Source organism: Salinivibrio sp. IB282 (genome assembly GCF_001995685.1).
In the GTDB taxonomy this organism is placed as follows: Bacteria; Pseudomonadota; Gammaproteobacteria; order Enterobacterales; family Vibrionaceae; genus Salinivibrio; species Salinivibrio kushneri.
Map to the genome: position 1 here is coordinate 1 of NZ_MUET01000061.1, position 17,623 is coordinate 17,623.

Below are 17,623 nucleotides of genomic sequence, written 5' to 3' on the forward strand. Positions count from 1 at the left end.
GATAAGATGTTTTGGGTGATTTTAATAATTATATTAATTTGTGTTGTTGCATCGACTGCAAATAACTCAAAGCGAGCTTTGGTTGAAGTAGAGCAGCGAAAGGTGAAAAAATTACGGTCGTGTCCAGTCTGCGCCGAAAAAGTACAAATAGAAGCTATTATATGTCGTTTTTGTCGAGAGGATCTGCCATTGCTGACCGATGCTGAAAGAGAGGAGGTTGAAGAAAATTATCTCGCTGAAATAGAGGCTTTAGATCCAGACAGAAGAAGCCGGGGCTCGAGTTTTGCCAGAAAAGCAAAAAATAAAAGTGATTGGAGAAAGATCTAGTAATTTAAATGGGCGCTAACTGGAGTTGTACCGCTCTATTTGACGAGTGTTTAACTGTTTAGGCAGTGAGCGTTTTCTCAACTTACTGAAGTGTTCAAAAAATAAACTATATGTCAAAAGTCATTCTAGAAGGTTTTATTCTCGTGCCAGACGCTGATCTTCAGGCCGTGACGCGAGAGCTTGTTAATCATGAAAAGTTGACGTTGGAAGAGCCGGGTTGCTTGGTCTTTAAGGTTCAGCAACATTCGGAGAATCCGCTGCGATTTGATGTTTATGAAGAGTTTACCGATCGCTCAGCTTTTGATAAGCACCAAGAGAGGGTTAAATCATCCTATTGGGGAGCGGTTACGAAAAATGTCACGCGTCACTATCAGATCAGCGAATAGAGCCTGGGTTGAATACCAGCGTTATTTATCGCGCATAGCCGCTAAAGCGTAAGGACACACCCATGCACCTGACTTTCTGTCCCATCAATCTTGAAACCGATTTTGCTTATTGCGTGGCTGCACGTCGGGRCGCTTTTGTGTGTAGCTTTGGATCCGATGCGGGGTTTGAAGAATTCCTGGCTGGCTATTATGAACGGGTGAGTGAACGCATGAATCAGCCCGAGTGGTTTTATCGGCATATTTTTGTCGATGGAGAATGGGCTGGGCAGCTTGAATTTCGCAGCACGTCGCCAGAGCCTGAGACTGGTTATGTGCATCTCATCTACCTTGCACCTGCCTTTCGTGGCCGAGGGTTAGCTCCTTTGCTGCAGCGCTATATCGAAACCACCTTAACAAACGCGGGGTGTCGGCGAGCAATGCTTTCTGTGAGCCGTGATAACCATCGCGCGCTAACCTTTTATCGCCAGCACGGCTGGGAATTTGTTCGCGCTAACCCCAAACATGCGAAGACTGATTTTTATCAGTGTTGGTTGCCGGCGTAGATACTTATTCGCGCCAATATGCGATTATGGCGCGATAGAATGTTTCAGTAGGCTAGTGGCTTATGACACTGATATGCCAGTTAAAAAGGCTTAATGTGCGACAGTTTACACTCGACGATGCGTTGTTTACTGTTGAGCTACTTAATGAGGCGTCGTTTATACGCTATATGCTCGAGAAGCTCGGGTTTCGGCTGCAAAGCCAAATCATGCTTTATGGGCATAGCAATAATCTATATGAATATACCCGTACCTGAGCGCCGTTAGGTGTTACTGAGCACTGTCACCCTGAACCGTGACGCGGTGCAATCGTCTGGGCGTGTCGCCATAATCGGTTACTGCGTAGTGTTGGGTGGCGCGATTATCCCAGATCGCCACCGAATGCTTTTGCCAGCGAAAACGAACGTGATATTTCGATTGGCGTGCTTGACTAAACAGTGTCGCCAGCCGTTGTTGGCTATCAGCCTCTGGCCACTCGGCAATCGCGCGAGTAAATTGCTCGTTAATAAATAGCACTTCTTGGCCGGTTTCAGGGTGGGTCTGTACCATGGCACGGCGAATAGGCGGGTAGTCTTGAGCGCGTTTCGAAACCACACTCTGGCCGTCGGTGTCTTGATGATCGTAACGGCTACCTTCAAAGGCGTGCAGTGCGTGAATGGTGTTGAGCTGGCGTAGCTCGGTTTTTTCTTCCTCGGTTAGATCGGCCCATACTGCTGCCATGTCACACCAAATCGTATCTCCGCCATGTTCTGGCACATATTGCGCGTGTAAAACCGAGCATTTGGGCGGCACCGCTTGCCATGTCATGTCGGTGTGCCAATAGCTTTGGCTGGGTGGATTGCCGCGGCTGGTTTCAATTACGACCACTTGGTTGTTGTCGGGCAGGTGAGGGAAAAACGGGTGAGGTGGCTCAAGCTCGCCAAAGCGTTTTGCCAGTGCGACATGGTCGTTGGTTGAGAGAGGCTGCTCGCGAAAGAAAAGCACTTTGTAGCGTAAAAATGCTTGGTATAGCGCCGCAAACTCAGTGTCTGACAGCTGGGATAAATCGATATTATCGACTTGCGCCCCTAACGTATTGCCTAAAGGGGTTATCTTCATTTGAACCATACCTTACCGCCAATGAATTTGTAGGCTGGTGTGCCTCGCATTAGGGTGTCACGCGCAAAGGGCTGTTGGCACTGAGGGCAGTGACACGGCGTGGTGGTGGCATCCTCAACAATCCTTTCTTTAAAGCACTTCACCAAAGCGCCTTTACCACCTTTTCGGTATTTAAACAGTTGTGCGTTACAGCGTTTACAGAAAATATCGATGGTTTTGGTGGGGCCTTTTTTATTCGGTTTTGCCATTTTGATTGCCCGAGCGTCACTATATGCCGAAAGCTTGATAGTGACGAGCCGGGCGCAGGCTGTCAATCAGCTATCGTTTGATGACGCTTTACGTTATTAACGCTTGGCAACCATAAACAAAAGCCAACACGGGTGATCGTGTTGGCTATCGTTCCCGCCTCACAGCCAATGTAAGTGCAAAGGCCTTTTTTTGCTTAGTTCGCGATTTTCACGCGGATTTTGCTCTTTGCAACGCTGGCCAGGTTCAGTGCGGCAATTGCAGCGTTGGCCTGGGCATCGTCAGGCATGGTCACAAAAGCAAAGCCTTTGGATTCGCCAGTCTCTTGATCCAGCACCAGATTGCAGTCGGTGACGTCGCCGTGTTCAGAAAACAGCTGACGGAGTTCTTGTTCGGTGGTGGTGCGTGCAAGGTTGCGAGCTAAAAGTTTCATTATTGTCCGTTAATATCGAGGTAACAACACCGATTGTCTCAGTAAAGGATGCCACGACCAAGTAATAGTTTGGCTTTCTTATCGATACGTTAGCCTTGAGTGCTGCTCAGCCGACGTTTATGCGTCGCTTTCCCCTAAGTCATGATTGATCTTATCCAGCAGCGCAATAAGTTGCTGGGCTTGCTGATCATCAATGCTAGGAAACTTACAACGAATCTTTTCAGGAATTTCCGCTGCTTGGTGCTGCAGCTCAATGCCTTTGCCCGTCAATGTTACCCACCGCTTTCGCTTATCGTCTTCGTCTTTCACTATGGTGAGCAAGCCTTTATCGCCCATCTTTTTCAAAATCTGCGTCATCGCGCCACCATCAATGCCGGTTTTCTCAACCAGATTTGCGATCGCGAGTCGGTCAGTTTCCCACAGCGCCATCATCACTACATATTGCGGGTAGGTGAGATCAAGCTCGGTCAGCCAGGTTCGGTAGGCGCGCGAAATACCGTTGGAGGCCTTGTATAAGCGGTGACAGATTTGGCTATTGAGCTTCAATTGGGGATAGGTCATGGCTTGTCATTGTCCGTGTGTCTAGTGAGTATTTTATTTTGCGCGCAAAGTATTTGCAATGCTGGGTTATGCGATCTAGTATTTTGCGTGCAAAATAAATCTGATGTAAGCGGGCTTCACCGTACTTGCTGAGTACGAGAAAGCCGCACGCGGACTGAAACACAGGAGAGTGAAATGAAAGAGCTACAAAGTGTTGCCTATACAGCAAAAGCCACCGCTACCGGAGGCCGCGAAGGATCTGCAAAATCTGATGACGGACGTTTAGATGTGGCGCTTTCCACGCCTAAAGGTTTGGGCGGAAACGATGGCGAAGGCACCAACCCTGAGCAGCTTTTTGCCGCCGGTTATGCGGCGTGTTTTATTGGTGCGCTGCGTTTGGTGGCGGGTAAAGCAGGCGTCACCTTGCCCGAAGACACCCACATTAACTCAGAAGTGTCGATTGGCCCCATTGATGGCGGTTTTGGCATTGCCGTGAAGTTGGCAGTATCTGTTGGCGATCTGGATAAAGACACTGCGCAGTCATTGGTCGAGCAAGCGCACCAAGTATGCCCGTACTCTAATGCGACCCGCGGTAATATTAAGGTTGAGTTGTCAGTGATTTAACCTAGCGGGCACGCTATGATAGGGAGCGCTGTGTAGCAGGGCTCCCTTTTTTATATCCGCTCTTTAAGGGAGCAGCGCGTTGTTCGATGCTCCCTGACTAGAAGTGCTCAGCATTGACTGCTAACACTTATGTACAAGCCCTATATCGATAACAAGGATGATGAAAATTAGCATGCCAGAAGTCACTGCGAGTAAGCTCACCAAGATAAGCGTCGCTCCGCTAACGAATGCAGATATAGAGGGTGTTCGCCAGGTATCGTTACCTGACCAACAAATAAAGTTCGCGGGCACCGCAGACGAATTTCTTGCTGAGGACAGTGAGACTATTCACCGCCATGTGATCAAACGAGCGGGCAATACGGTAGGCTTTTTTAAACTCGATACCGACTATGCGTCTCAGTATGACTTTTGCCCGCCAAAGACGTTGGGTCTGCGCATGTTTGTAGTGGATGCGCGTTATCAAGGGCAAGGTCTAGGCACCGGTGCGGTTAAAGCCTTGCTTGAGTATTTGCCCGTTGCTTACCGTGATTTCAATTGGGTGTATCTAACTGTGAACTGTCAAAACCCGGCCGCTAAAGCCTGTTACCAAAAAGGCGGCTTTACTGATACAGGCGAGCTGTACTGGGGCGACGCGGCAGGGCCTCAGCATATTATGTATGCTGCGATTGACGCCGATAATAAGGGCAAAGCGCAATGAGAAAGGGCAGAACCACAACGTTTGGCCATACTCGACAATGGCTTAGGGCAGGCTTAGACTTGCACACGATTTGCCAACAGACAGCTCGAATCATGAGTGTGTTGTTTGTCGGGGGGCTATCAACGGGGGCTTATGCGCAAGGGTTGGATTTTCGCGTTGAAACCGGCGGGGTGACGTTTAGCAAAAATGATGTCAGCATTCCCGGAGATACTGGCACTCGCTTTGATATGACCGATTTAACCGGCCGATCCGCAACGCCTTACTTGCGTTTTTATGGCACGTATCAGTTCAATCCCCAGCACGCGGTACGCCTAACCTTTGCGCCTCTCTCTGTCGATGGTCGTGGCACGCTGTCAAAAAGCATCCAGTTTCAAGATCAGCGCTTTGCCGCTGGGCAAGCGATTGATGCGGATTATCAATTCAATACCTATCGTGCGACATACCGCTGGACGTTTTACGATCAAGGCCCTTGGCAGTGGGGCGTTGGTGCCGCCGCCTTGGTGAGAGATGCTGAAATCACCCTCGCGCAAGGTGAAACAAAAGCAACGAAATCCAACGTTGGTGTAGTGCCCTTGCTGCATGGCTATGGTCAATATCGTCTATCCGATCGCGCGGCGTTGATCTTGGATGTGGAAGGCGCGTGGTCACCCATGGGACGTGCGGTTGATGCGGCGCTGATGTTGGAGTATCACCTTGGTGATGGCTGGTATAGCGCTCTGGGTTATCGCACTCTAGAAGGCGGGGCGGACAACGATGAAGTCTATAACTTTTCTTGGCTTCACTATGGCCTAGCCAGCCTCCGGTACCGGTTTTAAAGGTTCAAGCCTGATTGTGGGCACGAGTGGGCTATGTCTGGTAGTTTAATGATCATGATGCTGGCTGAAAAGTAAGCGTGAAGGTCAGGCCGTCTTGGGCGTTGGCTGCAGCTCGTATTTTACCATTTATATCCCGCACGTTATTGGCGGTGATTGCTAATCCTAACCCAAGTCCCTCACCGATTTTCTTCGAGGTGACAAACGGCTCGAACATGGTCTCCAAAGCCTCTTCTGACGCCCCGCAGCCGTTGTCACTCACCGTCAGTTCGACTGCCTTTTTGGTGGGCGTGACCACAAACACCAAAGTCGGCGAAGCCGTATTTGCCATCGCATCGCATGCGTTAGATATCAAGTTTCCTAGGATTTGTAATAACCTTTGTCCTTCACCGAGTATCATGGGGGTGTCGTGAGGCATACGCACCCGCACATCAATGTCTGCCAACTGAGCTTGATACACACGCAAGGTTTCGTTGAGGGCATCGCGTAAAGAAACGGCATGCAGGTGGTGCGGTTTGTTGTAGGCGAAGGTTTTGAGTTGGCCGGTCATATTGGTCATACGATCAATCAGCTTTTGCACCAGCTGGTTATTGGTTTTAACTTTTTCCATCTCGCCGCGTTCAGCGAGCAAGGTATTGGTAGTGAGTAAGGTGCGAAGGCCGGTAAGTGGCTGATTAAGCTCATGAGTAATAGCACTCGACATTCTCCCTAAGGCGGCCATTTTGCTGGTCTCAATCAGTTGCGCTTGTGCTTGTTGCAGCGCTTGGGTGCGCTCTTCCACGCGCTCGGTGAGTGCTTGGTTCATCTGTTGCAGTGACTGTTCCGCTTTTTTACGTTTGCTAATGTCAATCAACGTCGCCAGGTAGTATTGCTCATCATGCCAAGGGAAACGGGTGAGTGAGAAAAGCGCAGGAAAGACGCTACCGTCGCTGCGACGTGCCATGGTTTCAACCGCATTGAGCTCAGCCAATTCATTGTGCTTGTCGAGATTTTTCAGCAAGGTGAGGGTGGTGGAGTGTGGATTGCCGGTATCAAACAACTCCCAAGCAAAAATGCGGTGATGATTGTTTTCAGGCAAGCCAAATAGCCGCTTGGCCATCGGGTTAAGATCATACAGCGAGCCTTGTTCGTCAATGAGCAATAAACCGACTTGGGTTTTATCAATCATTTGTTTCAGTCGGCGTTGCGACTCTTGCAATAGGCTTTGAATTCGCTGCTGGTGACGGTGTTTCTGCTGCCGTTGTTGGCCGATGATCAACAATAGAATGACGAAAAGTAGGACGGCTGCCACTCCCCATGCGAACAGGTTTGCGGTGTCTTTTATCGGTTTATAGGGGGTCAGGTAACTCACTGACCATTTAAGATCGTCCAATTTTACCGTGTGGCCCAAAAACGGGGTGGCATTGAAGCGCCACTGGCTGATGGCGGTGCTGTCGTAGAGGTAGCGTGTTTGTCTCTCCACTGTTTGTTTATTGTCTTGCGTTGATGCTTGTGACCCGTTCAGTCGGGCTGCGTTCAGTCGGGCTGCGTTCAGTCGGGCTGCGTTCAGTCGGGCTGCGTTCAGCTGGGCTGCATTCAGTCGGGCTGCGTTCAGCCAGTCTGCACTGTATTGGCTGCTGCTTGAGAGGAAAAACCGCTGTTGCCGATTTTGCAGCAGAATGAGGTCATCACTGGCGATGGGTTGCTCGGTAAGGAAGCTAAGGTCAATTTGTACTACCACAATGCCGGCGATGTTGAGGTCATCAAAAACAGGAGCAGAGAGGTAATAAAGCGGCCCATAGCCTTTGGTTTTATTCACCAATGACACGCCTTCACCTTGACGTAGCACTTGCTCGACGATTGCCAACCGGTCGGGACGGCTAAAGCGCTCATCAATTAGGCTAGAAGCGAGCACGTCACCTGATGTTGAGAGCAGTGTCCAGCCTTCGGTATTGGCCGCTTTATCGAGCTGTGTCAGTTTCACTTGAAAGGCGGCGGTCTCGTGGCGCTCTCCTTTCACAATTGCCAGGGTATCAGGATGGTTGGTCAGCAAATAAGGCAGATGATAAAAGCGCTTTAAGGCACGGCGAACGTCACCGATATAGTTTAAAAGCTTGTTCTGTACCTCGGCGTGTGTTTGCACACTTAATCCCTGATAGGCTGCTTCGCGGCTGATCCCATAAAAGAAAAGCACCAACACCCCAGCGAGCAACAGCATTGCCCAGGTTCTCTTGCTGTCTTGGTGGGTACGGTGATGATTCTGCATAGTGTGCTCTGCTCTGACTTCCGCTTTAGACTGCGGTGAATAGCAAAAATGTTAAAGTAGTGTGATGAGAAAGTGAGAGCTAGCTCCTTTTCTGCTGCGTGGCTTTTGCTACCGTAATGAGTCACTTATCACGGATGGTTTCCTCATGACGGTACAGACACTCCCGCGCATTGCCTTGATTGAAGATGACGATATTGTTCGTCACACCACCTGCCAGTGGTTAGAGTTGGCAGGCTTTGAGGTTGAGTCATTCAGCACGGGCCAAACAGGGCTACAAGCTGTATTACAGTATCCGTTTGATGCCGTGGTCAGTGACGTCAAGTTACCGGATGTTGACGGCTTATCTATTCTTACCGAGCTAGACCAGCATCAGGTCGCGACACCTGTGCTGTTTATTACAGGACACGGTGATGTTGATATGGCCGTAGGGGCGTTGCAAAACGGGGCGTTTGATTTTATTGAAAAGCCTTTTGAACCCGAGCGTTTGTATCAGCGCGTGACCGAGGCCGTCGACAGCTATCGCCAGCATGCCTCGACGCAAGAGCGACAAGCCTATTTATCGCGTATTAGCGGATTGGAGAAGGTGCTGATTGGCCAAAGCCGAGTGATGCAACAACTTCGTGAGCAGGTGGCAAAGCTGGCGCGTATCGACACCAATGTGATCATTTATGGGGAAACGGGGTGTGGCAAAGAGCTGGTGGCAACCAGTTTACACAATGAAAGTGCGCGACAAGGCCAGCGTTTTGTGCCGATAAACTGCGGCGCTATCCCGGAAAACTTATTTGAAAGTGAGTTGTTTGGTCATGAGTCAGGGGCGTTTACCGGTGCCAATCAGCGTCGTATTGGTAAGTTCGAATACGCACACAAAGGCACCTTGTTTTTTGACGAAGTCGAGAGCATGCCGGCAAGCATGCAGGTGAAAGTGCTGCGCGCGCTTCAAGAGCACACCATTGAAAGAGTGGGAGGGAACCAGTCGATAGCGATCGATACGCGGGTGATTGCCGCTGCTAAAGCCGACCTCAATGACCATGAAACCTTCCGACAAGATTTGTACTACCGTTTGAATGTGGCACAAATCCACCTTCCATCCTTAAGAGAACGTGAAGATGATGCGTTGATCTTGTTTGAGCACTTTACCCGTCAGACCAACCCGGAGACACGCCTGGCCAGTGAGGCGGATCGGCACGCCATTTTGTCTTATTCCTGGCCAGGTAATATTCGTGAGCTGCGCAACGTCGCAGTACGGTTTGCCTTGGATGATGGTATTTCAGTGATGGAAATACTGTCCAATCGCCCTTCATCGACCATGGAAGCCGTTCAATCGGATGTTCCGCTTTTAATCCAGCTACATAACTTTGAACGCAAGGTACTACACGAATGCTTGGTGGCACACCAAGGGCGTATTCATGAAGTGATGTTGGCGCTCGATTTACCTCGCCGTACCTTGAACCAAAAGATGAAGAAGTTTGGGCTCAACCGCGCAGATTACACTTAGTGCATCGGCAAAAAATTGCTCAGTACTATTTCGCCAGCAAGCGCTCCGCGATCACACTTTGTTTACGTTTTGTGACGGTCAACTGCTTATTGAAGCGGCACTGTGAGCAAGATTTTGCTTACTAGCTGAGCGGGAAATAAGAAAAATTTTGCTCATTATCGATGAACTCTCCTAACAATTCTATTATTAACAATAATTTAACTATTGGCACTCTCTTTGCTATCCATGTGTTGCTGTTAACAAACCGTTTAATTTGTGTAAACCAATAACGCAGCCCTACATGGAGAGTAACAATGAAAATCAATAAGCTATTTAAAGCACTGACGTTTGCCGTGGCCTCATTTAGCGTCGCCTCCACCGCGGTCGCAGAAGACAGAAGCTACATCCTCGCAACGGCCTCTACTGGTGGCACTTACTATCCTGTTGGTGTCGCGCTGGCGACGCTGAGTAAGGTCAAGCTGGCGCCTAAGCATCATTTTTCGCTATCGGCAATCAGCTCTGCTGGTTCAGGTGAGAACGTGAAACTGCTCAATGAAGACGAAGCGCAATTTGCGATTTTACAGGGCTTGTATGGTGCGTGGGCCTGGTCCGGCGAGGGGCCGTATGCAGAAAGTGGCCGCCAAGATCAACTGCGCTCAGTGTCTATGCTTTGGCAAAACGTTGAGCACTTTATTGTGCGCAGTGAGCTGGCAGAAACCGGTACCGTGAGTGATTTAAACAACCTTGCGGGTGAGAAGTTTTCTATCGGTAAGAAAAACTCAGGGACCGAGAACTCAGGTCGTCAGATTATGAAAGGACTAGGCGTGGAGCCGGAATCCTTTAATTTGGCTTACATGGGTTATGGCGGCAGTGCCAGTGCACTACAAAATGGCACCATTGATGGTATGAACACCCCAGCCGGTGTGCCGGTTGGTGCGGTTACTCAAGCGTTCGCGGCATTGGGGAATGACATTTCCATCTTGTCTTTTACTGACGAACAAATCAAAGCGGCTAACGGTAAATACAACCTTTGGACTAAGTACGAAATTCCTGCCAACACGTACCCTGAGCTAGATAAGCCAGTCACCACCATTGCCCAACCTAACTTCTTGGCCGTGCGCAAAGATCTCTCCGATGAGGATGTGTATCAGCTCACCAAGGCTATTTATGAGAATCTGTCTTTCCTTCAGGGCATTCATAAGGCCACTAAAGCCATGGCCATTGAGAAAGCCATCGCCGGTTTGCCTGTGCCGCTCCATCCAGGTGCAGCACGTTACTATCAAGAAGTGGGTATCGACATCCCGTCTGAACTGGTAATGGAATAACGCGATAGCGCTCCGGGATGGCTCGGAGCGCTTATCGAGATCAAAGGTTGCATGAAAACACAGACACTGCTTGGAGTAAAGGGATGAGCGAGCCAGTTAAGCATCAGTCAGTTGAGCAAGAGCCAGATGAAACAGCGTTGGAGAAATTTGAATTGCCCACACGCGATGACTTTCCGTGGGTGACCACCACCATCACTGTGCTGGGCGTGGTGTTGTCTGTGTTGCACATTTGGTTTAACACCTTATCAACGCTTCCGGAGTTGTGGATTTCGGCGACCCACTTTGCGGGGTTTGCGGTGATTTGTGCGCTATGGTACCCGGCACATATCTCTTTGAAGCGGAATAAACTAGCGCTGGCGGTCGATATTTTTATCGCGTTAGGTGCAGTGGCTTGTCTGCTGTATATCCCTTATGCCGAAGATGCGCTATACGCGCGTGGGGTAAAATTTGTTACTGCTGATTGGGTATTCGCCAGCTTAGCCATTGTGATTGTGGTGGAGCTGATTCGTCGTACCATGGGGTGGTTTATTCCCATTTTGATTATGGTGTGCTTGAGCTATGTCGTGCTGTGGGGCGAGTGGGCGTCAGGGATCTTTCACTTTCCCGGCTTGAGCCTAGAAACCCTGTTATATCGCAGTTACTACTCCTCGGAGGGGATGTTTGGCGCGATCACTCGAATTAGCTGGACGTTCGTGTTCATGTTCATCTTATTTGGCGCCTTTCTTGTTCGCTCTGGAGTTGGGGATTACATCATCAATGTGGCGCGTGCGGCCGCGGGTAAGATTATTGGCGGGCCGGGCTTTATTGCGGTGATTGGCTCTGGGTTAATGGGGTCAGTGTCAGGCTCGAGCGTAGCGAATACCGTATCGACTGGGGTGATCAGTATTCCTTTAATGCAAAAAGCCGGTTTTCCGTCGCGCTTTGCTGCTGGTGTCGAAGCATCGGCTTCAACTGGGGGGCAATTAATGCCACCCGTAATGGGGGCGGGGGCGTTTATCATGGCCTCGTACACCCAAATTCCTTACGTTGACATTATTGCCGTGTCATTAGTACCGGCATTGATTTACTTTCTTTCGGTGGGCTTTTTTGTGCGCATTGAAGCAAAGCGCAGCGGCGTGCAAAAGATTGTTACCACCGAGGACTCTTTATTGATGGTGCTCCTCCGTGGTTGGCATAACCTGATCCCGCTTGCGGTGCTTGTCACCTTGTTGATTAAAGGCTTCACGCCCACCTATGCTGCGGGTATTTCGATTATGTCTGTCATTTTCGCTTCCTGGTTTTCCAAAGAGCACCGGATGGGTCCGAAAGCGATCATCGAGGCCTTGTCGCAAGGGGCAAAAAATATGGCCACCACCGCTATCTTGCTCGTGGGCATTGGTTTGGTGGTGAATGTGATCAGCACCACGGGTATCGGTAATACTTTCTCGTTGATGATTGATGGTTGGGCGAACGGTGATCTGTTTATGATGCTGGTGCTAATTGCTATCGCCTCGTTAGTGTTAGGGATGGGATTACCAGTGACCGCTGCCTATATCGTACTGGGCACCTTGTCGGCACCTGCTCTGTATAAGCTTATCGCTGAAAACCAATTGTTGGAGCTGCTGGTATCAGGCCAGCTTCCTGAGCAAGCCAAGGCAATATTTATGTTGGCGGCACCAGACAAACTCGATCTTTTAAATGCGCCGATGACCATGGAAACCGCCAAGCAAATGGTCGCCTTAGTGCCAGCTGACTTTATGGAAACCTTGTTAGAGCAAAGCTTAGGGCTGGAGACGGTCAGTTTGGCTCTGCTCGCCGCCCACTTGATTATTTTTTGGTTATCGCAAGACAGTAATGTGACCCCGCCGTTTTGTTTGACGGCATTTGCGGCGGCCACCATTGCCAAAACGCCGCCGATGCGCACGGGGCTGATGGCATGGAAAATTGCCAAAGGCTTGTATCTTGTTCCTTTGCTCATTGCTTATACCAGCCTGGTTAGCTGGGATATCGCCTCGGTGTTAGAGGTTGGCTTTTTTGCCATTATTGGCACGTATGCCTTAATTGGCGCGATTGAAGGGTATCTTGAAGGCCCGATTAACTGGCTAAGCCGCCTTTGCTTATTAATGATTGGTGCCTTGTTAGTGTGGCACGATATTCCGCTATGGCTTCGTTTGTTGAGCGTCGTTGGGTTTGTTGGCCTGTTTGTATACAGTGGGCGCAAGTATCAGTTGCAACAATCTCAGCTGCCAGTGTCATGAGGCGTATATGAAATCTGTTTATGATTATGTGATTGTCGGTGGTGGTATTGTTGGCGCATCCACAGCCTGGCAATTAAAGCAGCGATACCCAGGCTGCTCCGTATTGCTGGTGGAAAAAGAGGCAAGCGTTGCCCAGCATCAAACCGGGCATAACAGTGGCGTGATCCACGCGGGTGTCTATTATCCACCAGGCAGTTTAAAAGCCGATTTCTGTAAACGAGGAGCGGCGCTGACCATTGAATTTTGTGCCAAGCACGATATTGCAGTCGAAAACTGTGGCAAACTATTGGTCGCCACCAACGAGCAAGAGATGGCTCGGATGCGAGCGCTCTATGAGCGATGCTTAACCAATGATATCGACGTGCGCTGGCTGGATGCGGCGGAGCTTCATGCTGAAGAGCCGAATGTTAAAGGCTTGGGTGCCATAGCGGTTCGCGCGACCAGCATTGTTGACTATCGGCGGGTGACTGAGCAAATGGTGTGTGAGTTTGAAGCGCTCGGCGGTGTCACCCAACTCAGTACAGAAGTGATTGGGGCCAGTGAAGCGGCTGAACAAGTCACTCTCCATTGCCAAGCAAGCGGGGAGCCGCTAACGATTCATTGTCAGTTTGTGGTGACATGTAGTGGGTTGATGGCAGATAGAATGACCCAAATGATGGGGATCCCAACCGCGTTTCAAATTATCCCTTATCGCGGTGAGTACTATCAACTTGCGAGCCAGTACCAAGGCTTTGTGAATCACCTTATCTATCCGATTCCCGATCCCGATTTACCTTTTTTAGGCGTTCATCTCACGCGGATGATAGACGGCTCTATTACGGTGGGACCTAACGCTGTGCAAGGTTGGAAGCGTGAAGGCTATGGCAAGGTGAATGTCAGTCTAAAAGACACCTGGCAAATGCTGACCTTTGCTGGGTTTTGGAAAGTCACCCTCAATAATCTTAAAACCGGGTTGGTCGAGCTGAAAAACTCGTGGTGGAAGCCGGGCTACGTCAAACAAGTAAATAAATACTGCCCGACAATCAAAGCTAAGGATTTGAAGCCTTATCCTGCGGGGATCCGTGCTCAAGCCGTGCTAAATGACGGCAAATTGGTCCATGACTTTCTGTTTGCCGAAAGTGCGCGGAGTTTACACGTGTGCAATGCGCCATCGCCAGCAGCGACCTCTGCGATGCCGATTGGTGAATACATTTGTGACAAGGTGAGGGAAAAACAACACTGGCTCAGCGATGATGCTGATTAGCGCTACATATCGGAAAGTGAAAGCCAGCGCCTACACTCGGTCGCTGGCTTTTGCTTTGATTATTGGTAACCCACAGTAAACGCTTGTTGCAGGTGCTTAGGGGTTTCGGCTTCATCAAGCATAGCGACCGCGAAGTCTTCCATTGAAACGCGAGATTGTCCGTTGCTATCTGTCACTAAGGTGTCTGTCCCCAATGTGTACTGACCGGTGCGAGTACCAGGTGCGATCATGGCGGCAGGCGAGAGGTAACTCCAAATCACGTCTTGGCTGGCGAGGCACTGCTCATATTGCACTTGGCAAGCGCGTGCAATCTCAATGGCTGAGTCGGGAAGAAAGCCCTCTGCATTTAACACGGTTTCACCGTCAGTGCCCGGAATCATCAGTCGAGCGGCACCGCCGACAATCAGAACGCGCATTTGATGGTGAGCTGCGCCTTGGACGACCGCTTGTGTTAACACCGGTAATTGCGCTTCTTCGCCTGTCGATGGACGTAACGCCGTAATGGCAAGATCATGACCAGCCATTACCGATGCCACCTTGCCTGCATCGTTCAAATTGGCGGCGACAGGCGTTACGGCGTCGGGTAGCTTGCTGAATGCTGCCTCGTTACGTGTCATTGCCGTGACCTTATGGCCGCGTTGCAACGCTTCCGACACAATTCGACTGCCAATATCGCCCGTGGCACCAAATACGATTATATTCATTGTGTTAGTCTCCATGTTATGACTCCTGTGTGTCCTTATGCCGCGCAATAGCCAGTAAAAAGGGTGGCTGTCATACGCTTGTGGTTAAACCATGCTGAACTGATTAAGTTATGATTAATTATTTATCTTTATATAAAGATAGTTATTAAAAATCTTTACGTCAAGATAAATGTGTGGGTGTTTTTATTGAAGAAGACTGAGGGGAGCCAATGGAGATAGCGATCCGGCAGGGATGGCCGCTTGAGCAAGCACAAAACGTCGCTGAGTTGTATGAGCAGGCGTTTGGGATGAAGTTCGCACGGGCAATCCCTAATCAGGCAGCGCGCGTAGCGGTATTGTCTCAGTGTTTTGTCCCAAACTTTTCGTTTGCCGCTATGCAAAACGGCAAGGTGGTGGGGTTGGCTGGGTTTCAAACTCAAACCGGCGCACTGACACAGGGCATGGACGCGAAACAGTTGATCGATAGTTTGGGGGTCATCAAAGGAGCTTGGGCCTGCGCGATATTGGCGCTGTTTGAGCGTAAAGCGGCACCCAATGAATTGGTGATGGATGGCATTGCTGTTGATAGCGCTGTGCGCGGGCAGGGGATTGGCTCCCAATTGTTGGATGCTATTATGGATTGTGCCCAAGCGCATGGCTTTGAAAGCGTTCGATTAGATGTCATTAATAGCAACCCCAGAGCCCGCAAGCTTTATCAAGCCAAGGGCTTTGTCGCTACCAAAGAAGAGCGTTTTCCTCACCTAAAATGGTTAGTCGGCTTTTCAGGCGCCACCACCATGGTCAAGGCGCTGAACTAAAACAACAAGAGAGACAAGGATGTTTATTTTTCAATATCAATGAGATAGCCTAGTTCTATGACAGGAATTGGAACAAGCACATGGAATTAGTCGTCCCCACACTCAATCACCAAGCAGCCTTTACGCGCTTTTATGATGATTTTGCTCAGTTTGATCCCGACAATGCCGATTACTATCGGCCGGGAAAAGATGATTTCCCCACTTACGTGACGCGGTTAACGGATGAGTCATTGGGTAAAAACCTTCTTAAAGGTTATGTGCCGTGTAGTCATTTTTGGCTGCTTGATGCTGAGCAACAAATCATTGGCGCGATTCGGATCCGTCATCACATCAATACGCCATTTCTAACCCAAGAAGCCGGACACATTGGTTACGATATTGCGCCGTCATATCGTGGACGCGGATGTGGCAAGCAAATGTTAGCCTTAGCACTGCCCAAGGCGAGAGAGCTAGGGATCACTCGCGCCCTAATTACCGCGAATGAAGACAACATGGCATCGCGCAAAGTGATTGAAGCCAATGGCGGCATGTTAGAAAACATCATCGATGGTGAAGTGTTTAATGAACCATTGGCGCGGTACTGGGTGGTTATTAATGGATGATTCCCCGCGCGTGGACCAACTGGACAGTGACCGTCTGTTGCTAGTGGCGCCCAACATGGCCCATCAGCCTTTCATTTTAGAAGCCGTATTGGAAAGTCAGCACACCCTTGCTCCTTTTATGGATTGGCTTCCGCACGCGCTGACCGAATCGAGCTCGATTGAAAACACCCAACAAGCGATTGATGACTTCGACATGTTTATTAATGAGCTACGCTACTCGATTTTTGAAAAATCGACGGGGCAATTGGTGGGTGTGATCAGCTTAATTATCCGCAACATCGCGATTCCTTATTTTGAAATAGGCTATTGGCTGCGGAGCTCCAAAGAAGGCCTTGGCTATATGAGTGAAGCAGTGCGAACGCTAGAGCAGWACGCGTTTGATGGCCTTAATGCCAAGCGAGTTGAAATCAAAACTGCCTACGAAAATACCCGCAGCCGCGCGGTAGCCGAGCGCTGTGGGTATCACCAAGAGGCGATACTTATCAATGACCGTATTCTGCCGAGCGGTGCGATTTCTAGCACTGTCGTATACGCCAAAGTGGCGGAATGAAATAAGACTGAGTAGATCAGTTGATCTCGCGTTTTGCAATATCGTCACGTAGAGTAGCGCTTTTATTGACGAGCGCGTGCTCGAGTTGCTGAGAACTCTATGGATACACAACCTAATAACCCGCTGCACGGGTTAACCCTACAAACCATATTGACCCGTTTGGTTGAACACTATGGTTGGCCAGGCCTTTACCAACACATCAATGTGAACTGTTTTTCTAACGATCCTTCGATCAAATCATCATTGAAATTTTTGCGTAAAACGCAGTGGGCGCGAGATAAGGCCGAAGCCTTGTATATTGATACCTTTTGTTAAGGGTGAAATACGTGGATTGTTCGCCGGGCGGGATGTCTTTGTAAATGTTTGATTTTAAATAACTGTCGTTAAGGTGTCGTGGCGCTGTCGTGGTAATGTCGCCCCCATTTTGCATAGTGTCGATAGGGAAGAGCACAAAGGAGCAAGGATGAACGTGAAAGCACTCAGAGTTCAAAAAGGGTGGTCGCAAGACCAATTAGCACAATTTAGTGGGCTCAGTGTTCGAACGATTCAACGTATCGAGCGCGGCCACAAACCCGGATTGGAGTCGCTGAAATCGTTGGCTGCTGTGTTTGATATCGACATTAGTGATTTGCAAAAGGAGACAGACATGCAGGCAGATACTTCAATGAGTCCAGAGGAAAGAGCGATTACCAAGCGCGTCCGCGCCCTCGGCGGGTTTTATTCTCATTTGACGCGCTATGTGGT

22 protein-coding genes are annotated in these 17,623 nt (G+C 49.7%); 16 read left to right on the forward strand and 6 right to left on the reverse strand.

The genetic code is table 11. From position 1 onward, the window contains the following. From BZG14_RS15590 to BZG14_RS15595, 4 genes are all read left to right on the forward strand, one after another. Nucleotides 1-327, forward strand: a 327-nt coding sequence (locus BZG14_RS15590) for a hypothetical protein (RefSeq protein WP_198532058.1), incomplete at its 5' end; no start/stop codon positions are given. Between the two features lie 110 nt (nt 328-437). Next, a complete protein-coding gene (locus BZG14_RS11735; RefSeq protein WP_077608808.1) occupies nt 438-713 on the forward strand; it encodes a putative quinol monooxygenase in 276 nt (91 codons plus the stop codon). Between the two features lie 62 nt (nt 714-775). After that, the gene (locus BZG14_RS11740; RefSeq protein ID WP_077608809.1) at nt 776-1,255 is read left to right on the forward strand and encodes a GNAT family N-acetyltransferase; all 480 of its coding nucleotides are present in this window, start codon (nt 776-778) and stop codon (nt 1,253-1,255) included. A gap of 62 nt (nt 1,256-1,317) precedes the next feature. Next, a complete protein-coding gene (locus BZG14_RS15595; RefSeq protein WP_077608810.1) occupies nt 1,318-1,509 on the forward strand; it encodes a hypothetical protein in 192 nt (63 codons plus the stop codon). Nucleotides 1,510-1,522: 13 nt separating this feature from the next. On the opposite strand, the gene BZG14_RS11750 is transcribed toward BZG14_RS15595, so the two are convergent. From BZG14_RS11750 to BZG14_RS11765, 4 genes are all read right to left on the reverse strand, one after another. After that, nucleotides 1,523-2,350, reverse strand: coding sequence for a TauD/TfdA dioxygenase family protein (locus BZG14_RS11750; protein ID WP_077608811.1), 828 nt, complete (start codon nt 2,348-2,350; stop codon nt 1,523-1,525). Continuing rightward, a complete protein-coding gene (locus tag BZG14_RS11755; RefSeq protein WP_077486333.1) occupies nt 2,347-2,598 on the reverse strand; it encodes a hypothetical protein in 252 nt (83 codons plus the stop codon). The genes BZG14_RS11750 and BZG14_RS11755 overlap by 4 nt, the downstream gene beginning before the upstream one ends. A gap of 194 nt (nt 2,599-2,792) precedes the next feature. Then, nucleotides 2,793-3,029: an RNA recognition motif domain-containing protein gene (locus BZG14_RS11760; RefSeq protein WP_021023687.1), complete on the reverse strand. Its 237-nt coding sequence runs from the start codon at nt 3,027-3,029 to the stop codon at nt 2,793-2,795. Between the two features lie 117 nt (nt 3,030-3,146). Continuing rightward, nucleotides 3,147-3,590, reverse strand: coding sequence for a MarR family winged helix-turn-helix transcriptional regulator (locus BZG14_RS11765; protein WP_077486334.1), 444 nt, complete (start codon nt 3,588-3,590; stop codon nt 3,147-3,149). Between the two features lie 174 nt (nt 3,591-3,764). Between BZG14_RS11765 and BZG14_RS11770 the strand changes: the two genes are divergently transcribed. From BZG14_RS11770 to BZG14_RS11780, 3 genes are all read left to right on the forward strand, one after another. After that, nucleotides 3,765-4,193 (forward strand): organic hydroperoxide resistance protein, encoded by a 429-nt coding sequence (locus BZG14_RS11770; RefSeq protein WP_077486335.1) that lies wholly within the window; start codon nt 3,765-3,767, stop codon nt 4,191-4,193. Nucleotides 4,194-4,350: 157 nt separating this feature from the next. Continuing rightward, nucleotides 4,351-4,890, forward strand: a complete 540-nt coding sequence (locus BZG14_RS11775; protein ID WP_443508973.1) for a GNAT family N-acetyltransferase — start codon at nt 4,351-4,353, stop codon at nt 4,888-4,890. A gap of 92 nt (nt 4,891-4,982) precedes the next feature. After that, complete coding sequence (locus tag BZG14_RS11780) at nt 4,983-5,705, forward strand: hypothetical protein (RefSeq protein WP_077608812.1); 723 nt, start codon at nt 4,983-4,985, stop codon at nt 5,703-5,705. A 52-nt stretch (nt 5,706-5,757) separates the two neighbouring features. On the opposite strand, the gene BZG14_RS11785 is transcribed toward BZG14_RS11780, so the two are convergent. Beyond that, nucleotides 5,758-7,899, reverse strand: coding sequence for an ATP-binding protein (locus BZG14_RS11785; protein ID WP_443508977.1), 2,142 nt, complete (start codon nt 7,897-7,899; stop codon nt 5,758-5,760). A 193-nt stretch (nt 7,900-8,092) separates the two neighbouring features. On the opposite strand from BZG14_RS11785, the gene BZG14_RS11790 reads away from it, so the two are divergent. The 4 genes from BZG14_RS11790 to lhgO all read left to right on the forward strand — a co-directional run bounded on the left by BZG14_RS11790 (nt 8,093) and on the right by lhgO (nt 14,226). Further along, nucleotides 8,093-9,442, forward strand: coding sequence for a sigma-54-dependent transcriptional regulator (locus tag BZG14_RS11790; RefSeq protein WP_077608814.1), 1,350 nt, complete (start codon nt 8,093-8,095; stop codon nt 9,440-9,442). Between the two features lie 293 nt (nt 9,443-9,735). Continuing rightward, nucleotides 9,736-10,746 (forward strand): TAXI family TRAP transporter solute-binding subunit, encoded by a 1,011-nt coding sequence (locus BZG14_RS11795; protein ID WP_077522253.1) that lies wholly within the window; start codon nt 9,736-9,738, stop codon nt 10,744-10,746. Nucleotides 10,747-10,829: 83 nt separating this feature from the next. Continuing rightward, complete coding sequence (locus BZG14_RS11800) at nt 10,830-12,983, forward strand: TRAP transporter permease (protein WP_077608815.1); 2,154 nt, start codon at nt 10,830-10,832, stop codon at nt 12,981-12,983. A 7-nt stretch (nt 12,984-12,990) separates the two neighbouring features. Further along, nucleotides 12,991-14,226: an L-2-hydroxyglutarate oxidase gene (gene lhgO, locus BZG14_RS11805; RefSeq protein WP_077486342.1), complete on the forward strand. Its 1,236-nt coding sequence runs from the start codon at nt 12,991-12,993 to the stop codon at nt 14,224-14,226. Between the two features lie 59 nt (nt 14,227-14,285). Here lhgO and BZG14_RS11810 read toward each other — a convergent pair whose 3' ends face one another. Beyond that, nucleotides 14,286-14,930, reverse strand: coding sequence for an NAD(P)-dependent oxidoreductase (locus tag BZG14_RS11810; protein ID WP_077608816.1), 645 nt, complete (start codon nt 14,928-14,930; stop codon nt 14,286-14,288). A 209-nt stretch (nt 14,931-15,139) separates the two neighbouring features. Here BZG14_RS11810 and BZG14_RS11815 point away from each other — a divergent pair, with 209 nt between their 5' ends. The 5 genes from BZG14_RS11815 to BZG14_RS11835 form a co-directional block, all read left to right on the forward strand. Next, nucleotides 15,140-15,727, forward strand: coding sequence for a GNAT family N-acetyltransferase (locus tag BZG14_RS11815; protein WP_077486170.1), 588 nt, complete (start codon nt 15,140-15,142; stop codon nt 15,725-15,727). 80 nt (nt 15,728-15,807) lie between these two features. Continuing rightward, complete coding sequence (locus BZG14_RS11820; protein WP_077608817.1) at nt 15,808-16,329, forward strand: GNAT family N-acetyltransferase; 522 nt, start codon at nt 15,808-15,810, stop codon at nt 16,327-16,329. Continuing rightward, complete coding sequence (locus BZG14_RS11825; protein WP_241824666.1) at nt 16,322-16,879, forward strand: GNAT family N-acetyltransferase; 558 nt, start codon at nt 16,322-16,324, stop codon at nt 16,877-16,879. The genes BZG14_RS11820 and BZG14_RS11825 overlap by 8 nt, the downstream gene beginning before the upstream one ends. Nucleotides 16,880-16,978: 99 nt before the next feature. Continuing rightward, nucleotides 16,979-17,194, forward strand: a complete 216-nt coding sequence (locus BZG14_RS11830) for a VF530 family DNA-binding protein (RefSeq protein ID WP_077608818.1) — start codon at nt 16,979-16,981, stop codon at nt 17,192-17,194. Between the two features lie 148 nt (nt 17,195-17,342). Then, a partial coding sequence (locus BZG14_RS11835; protein WP_131825183.1) for a helix-turn-helix domain-containing protein occupies nt 17,343-17,623 on the forward strand: 281 nt, incomplete at its 3' end.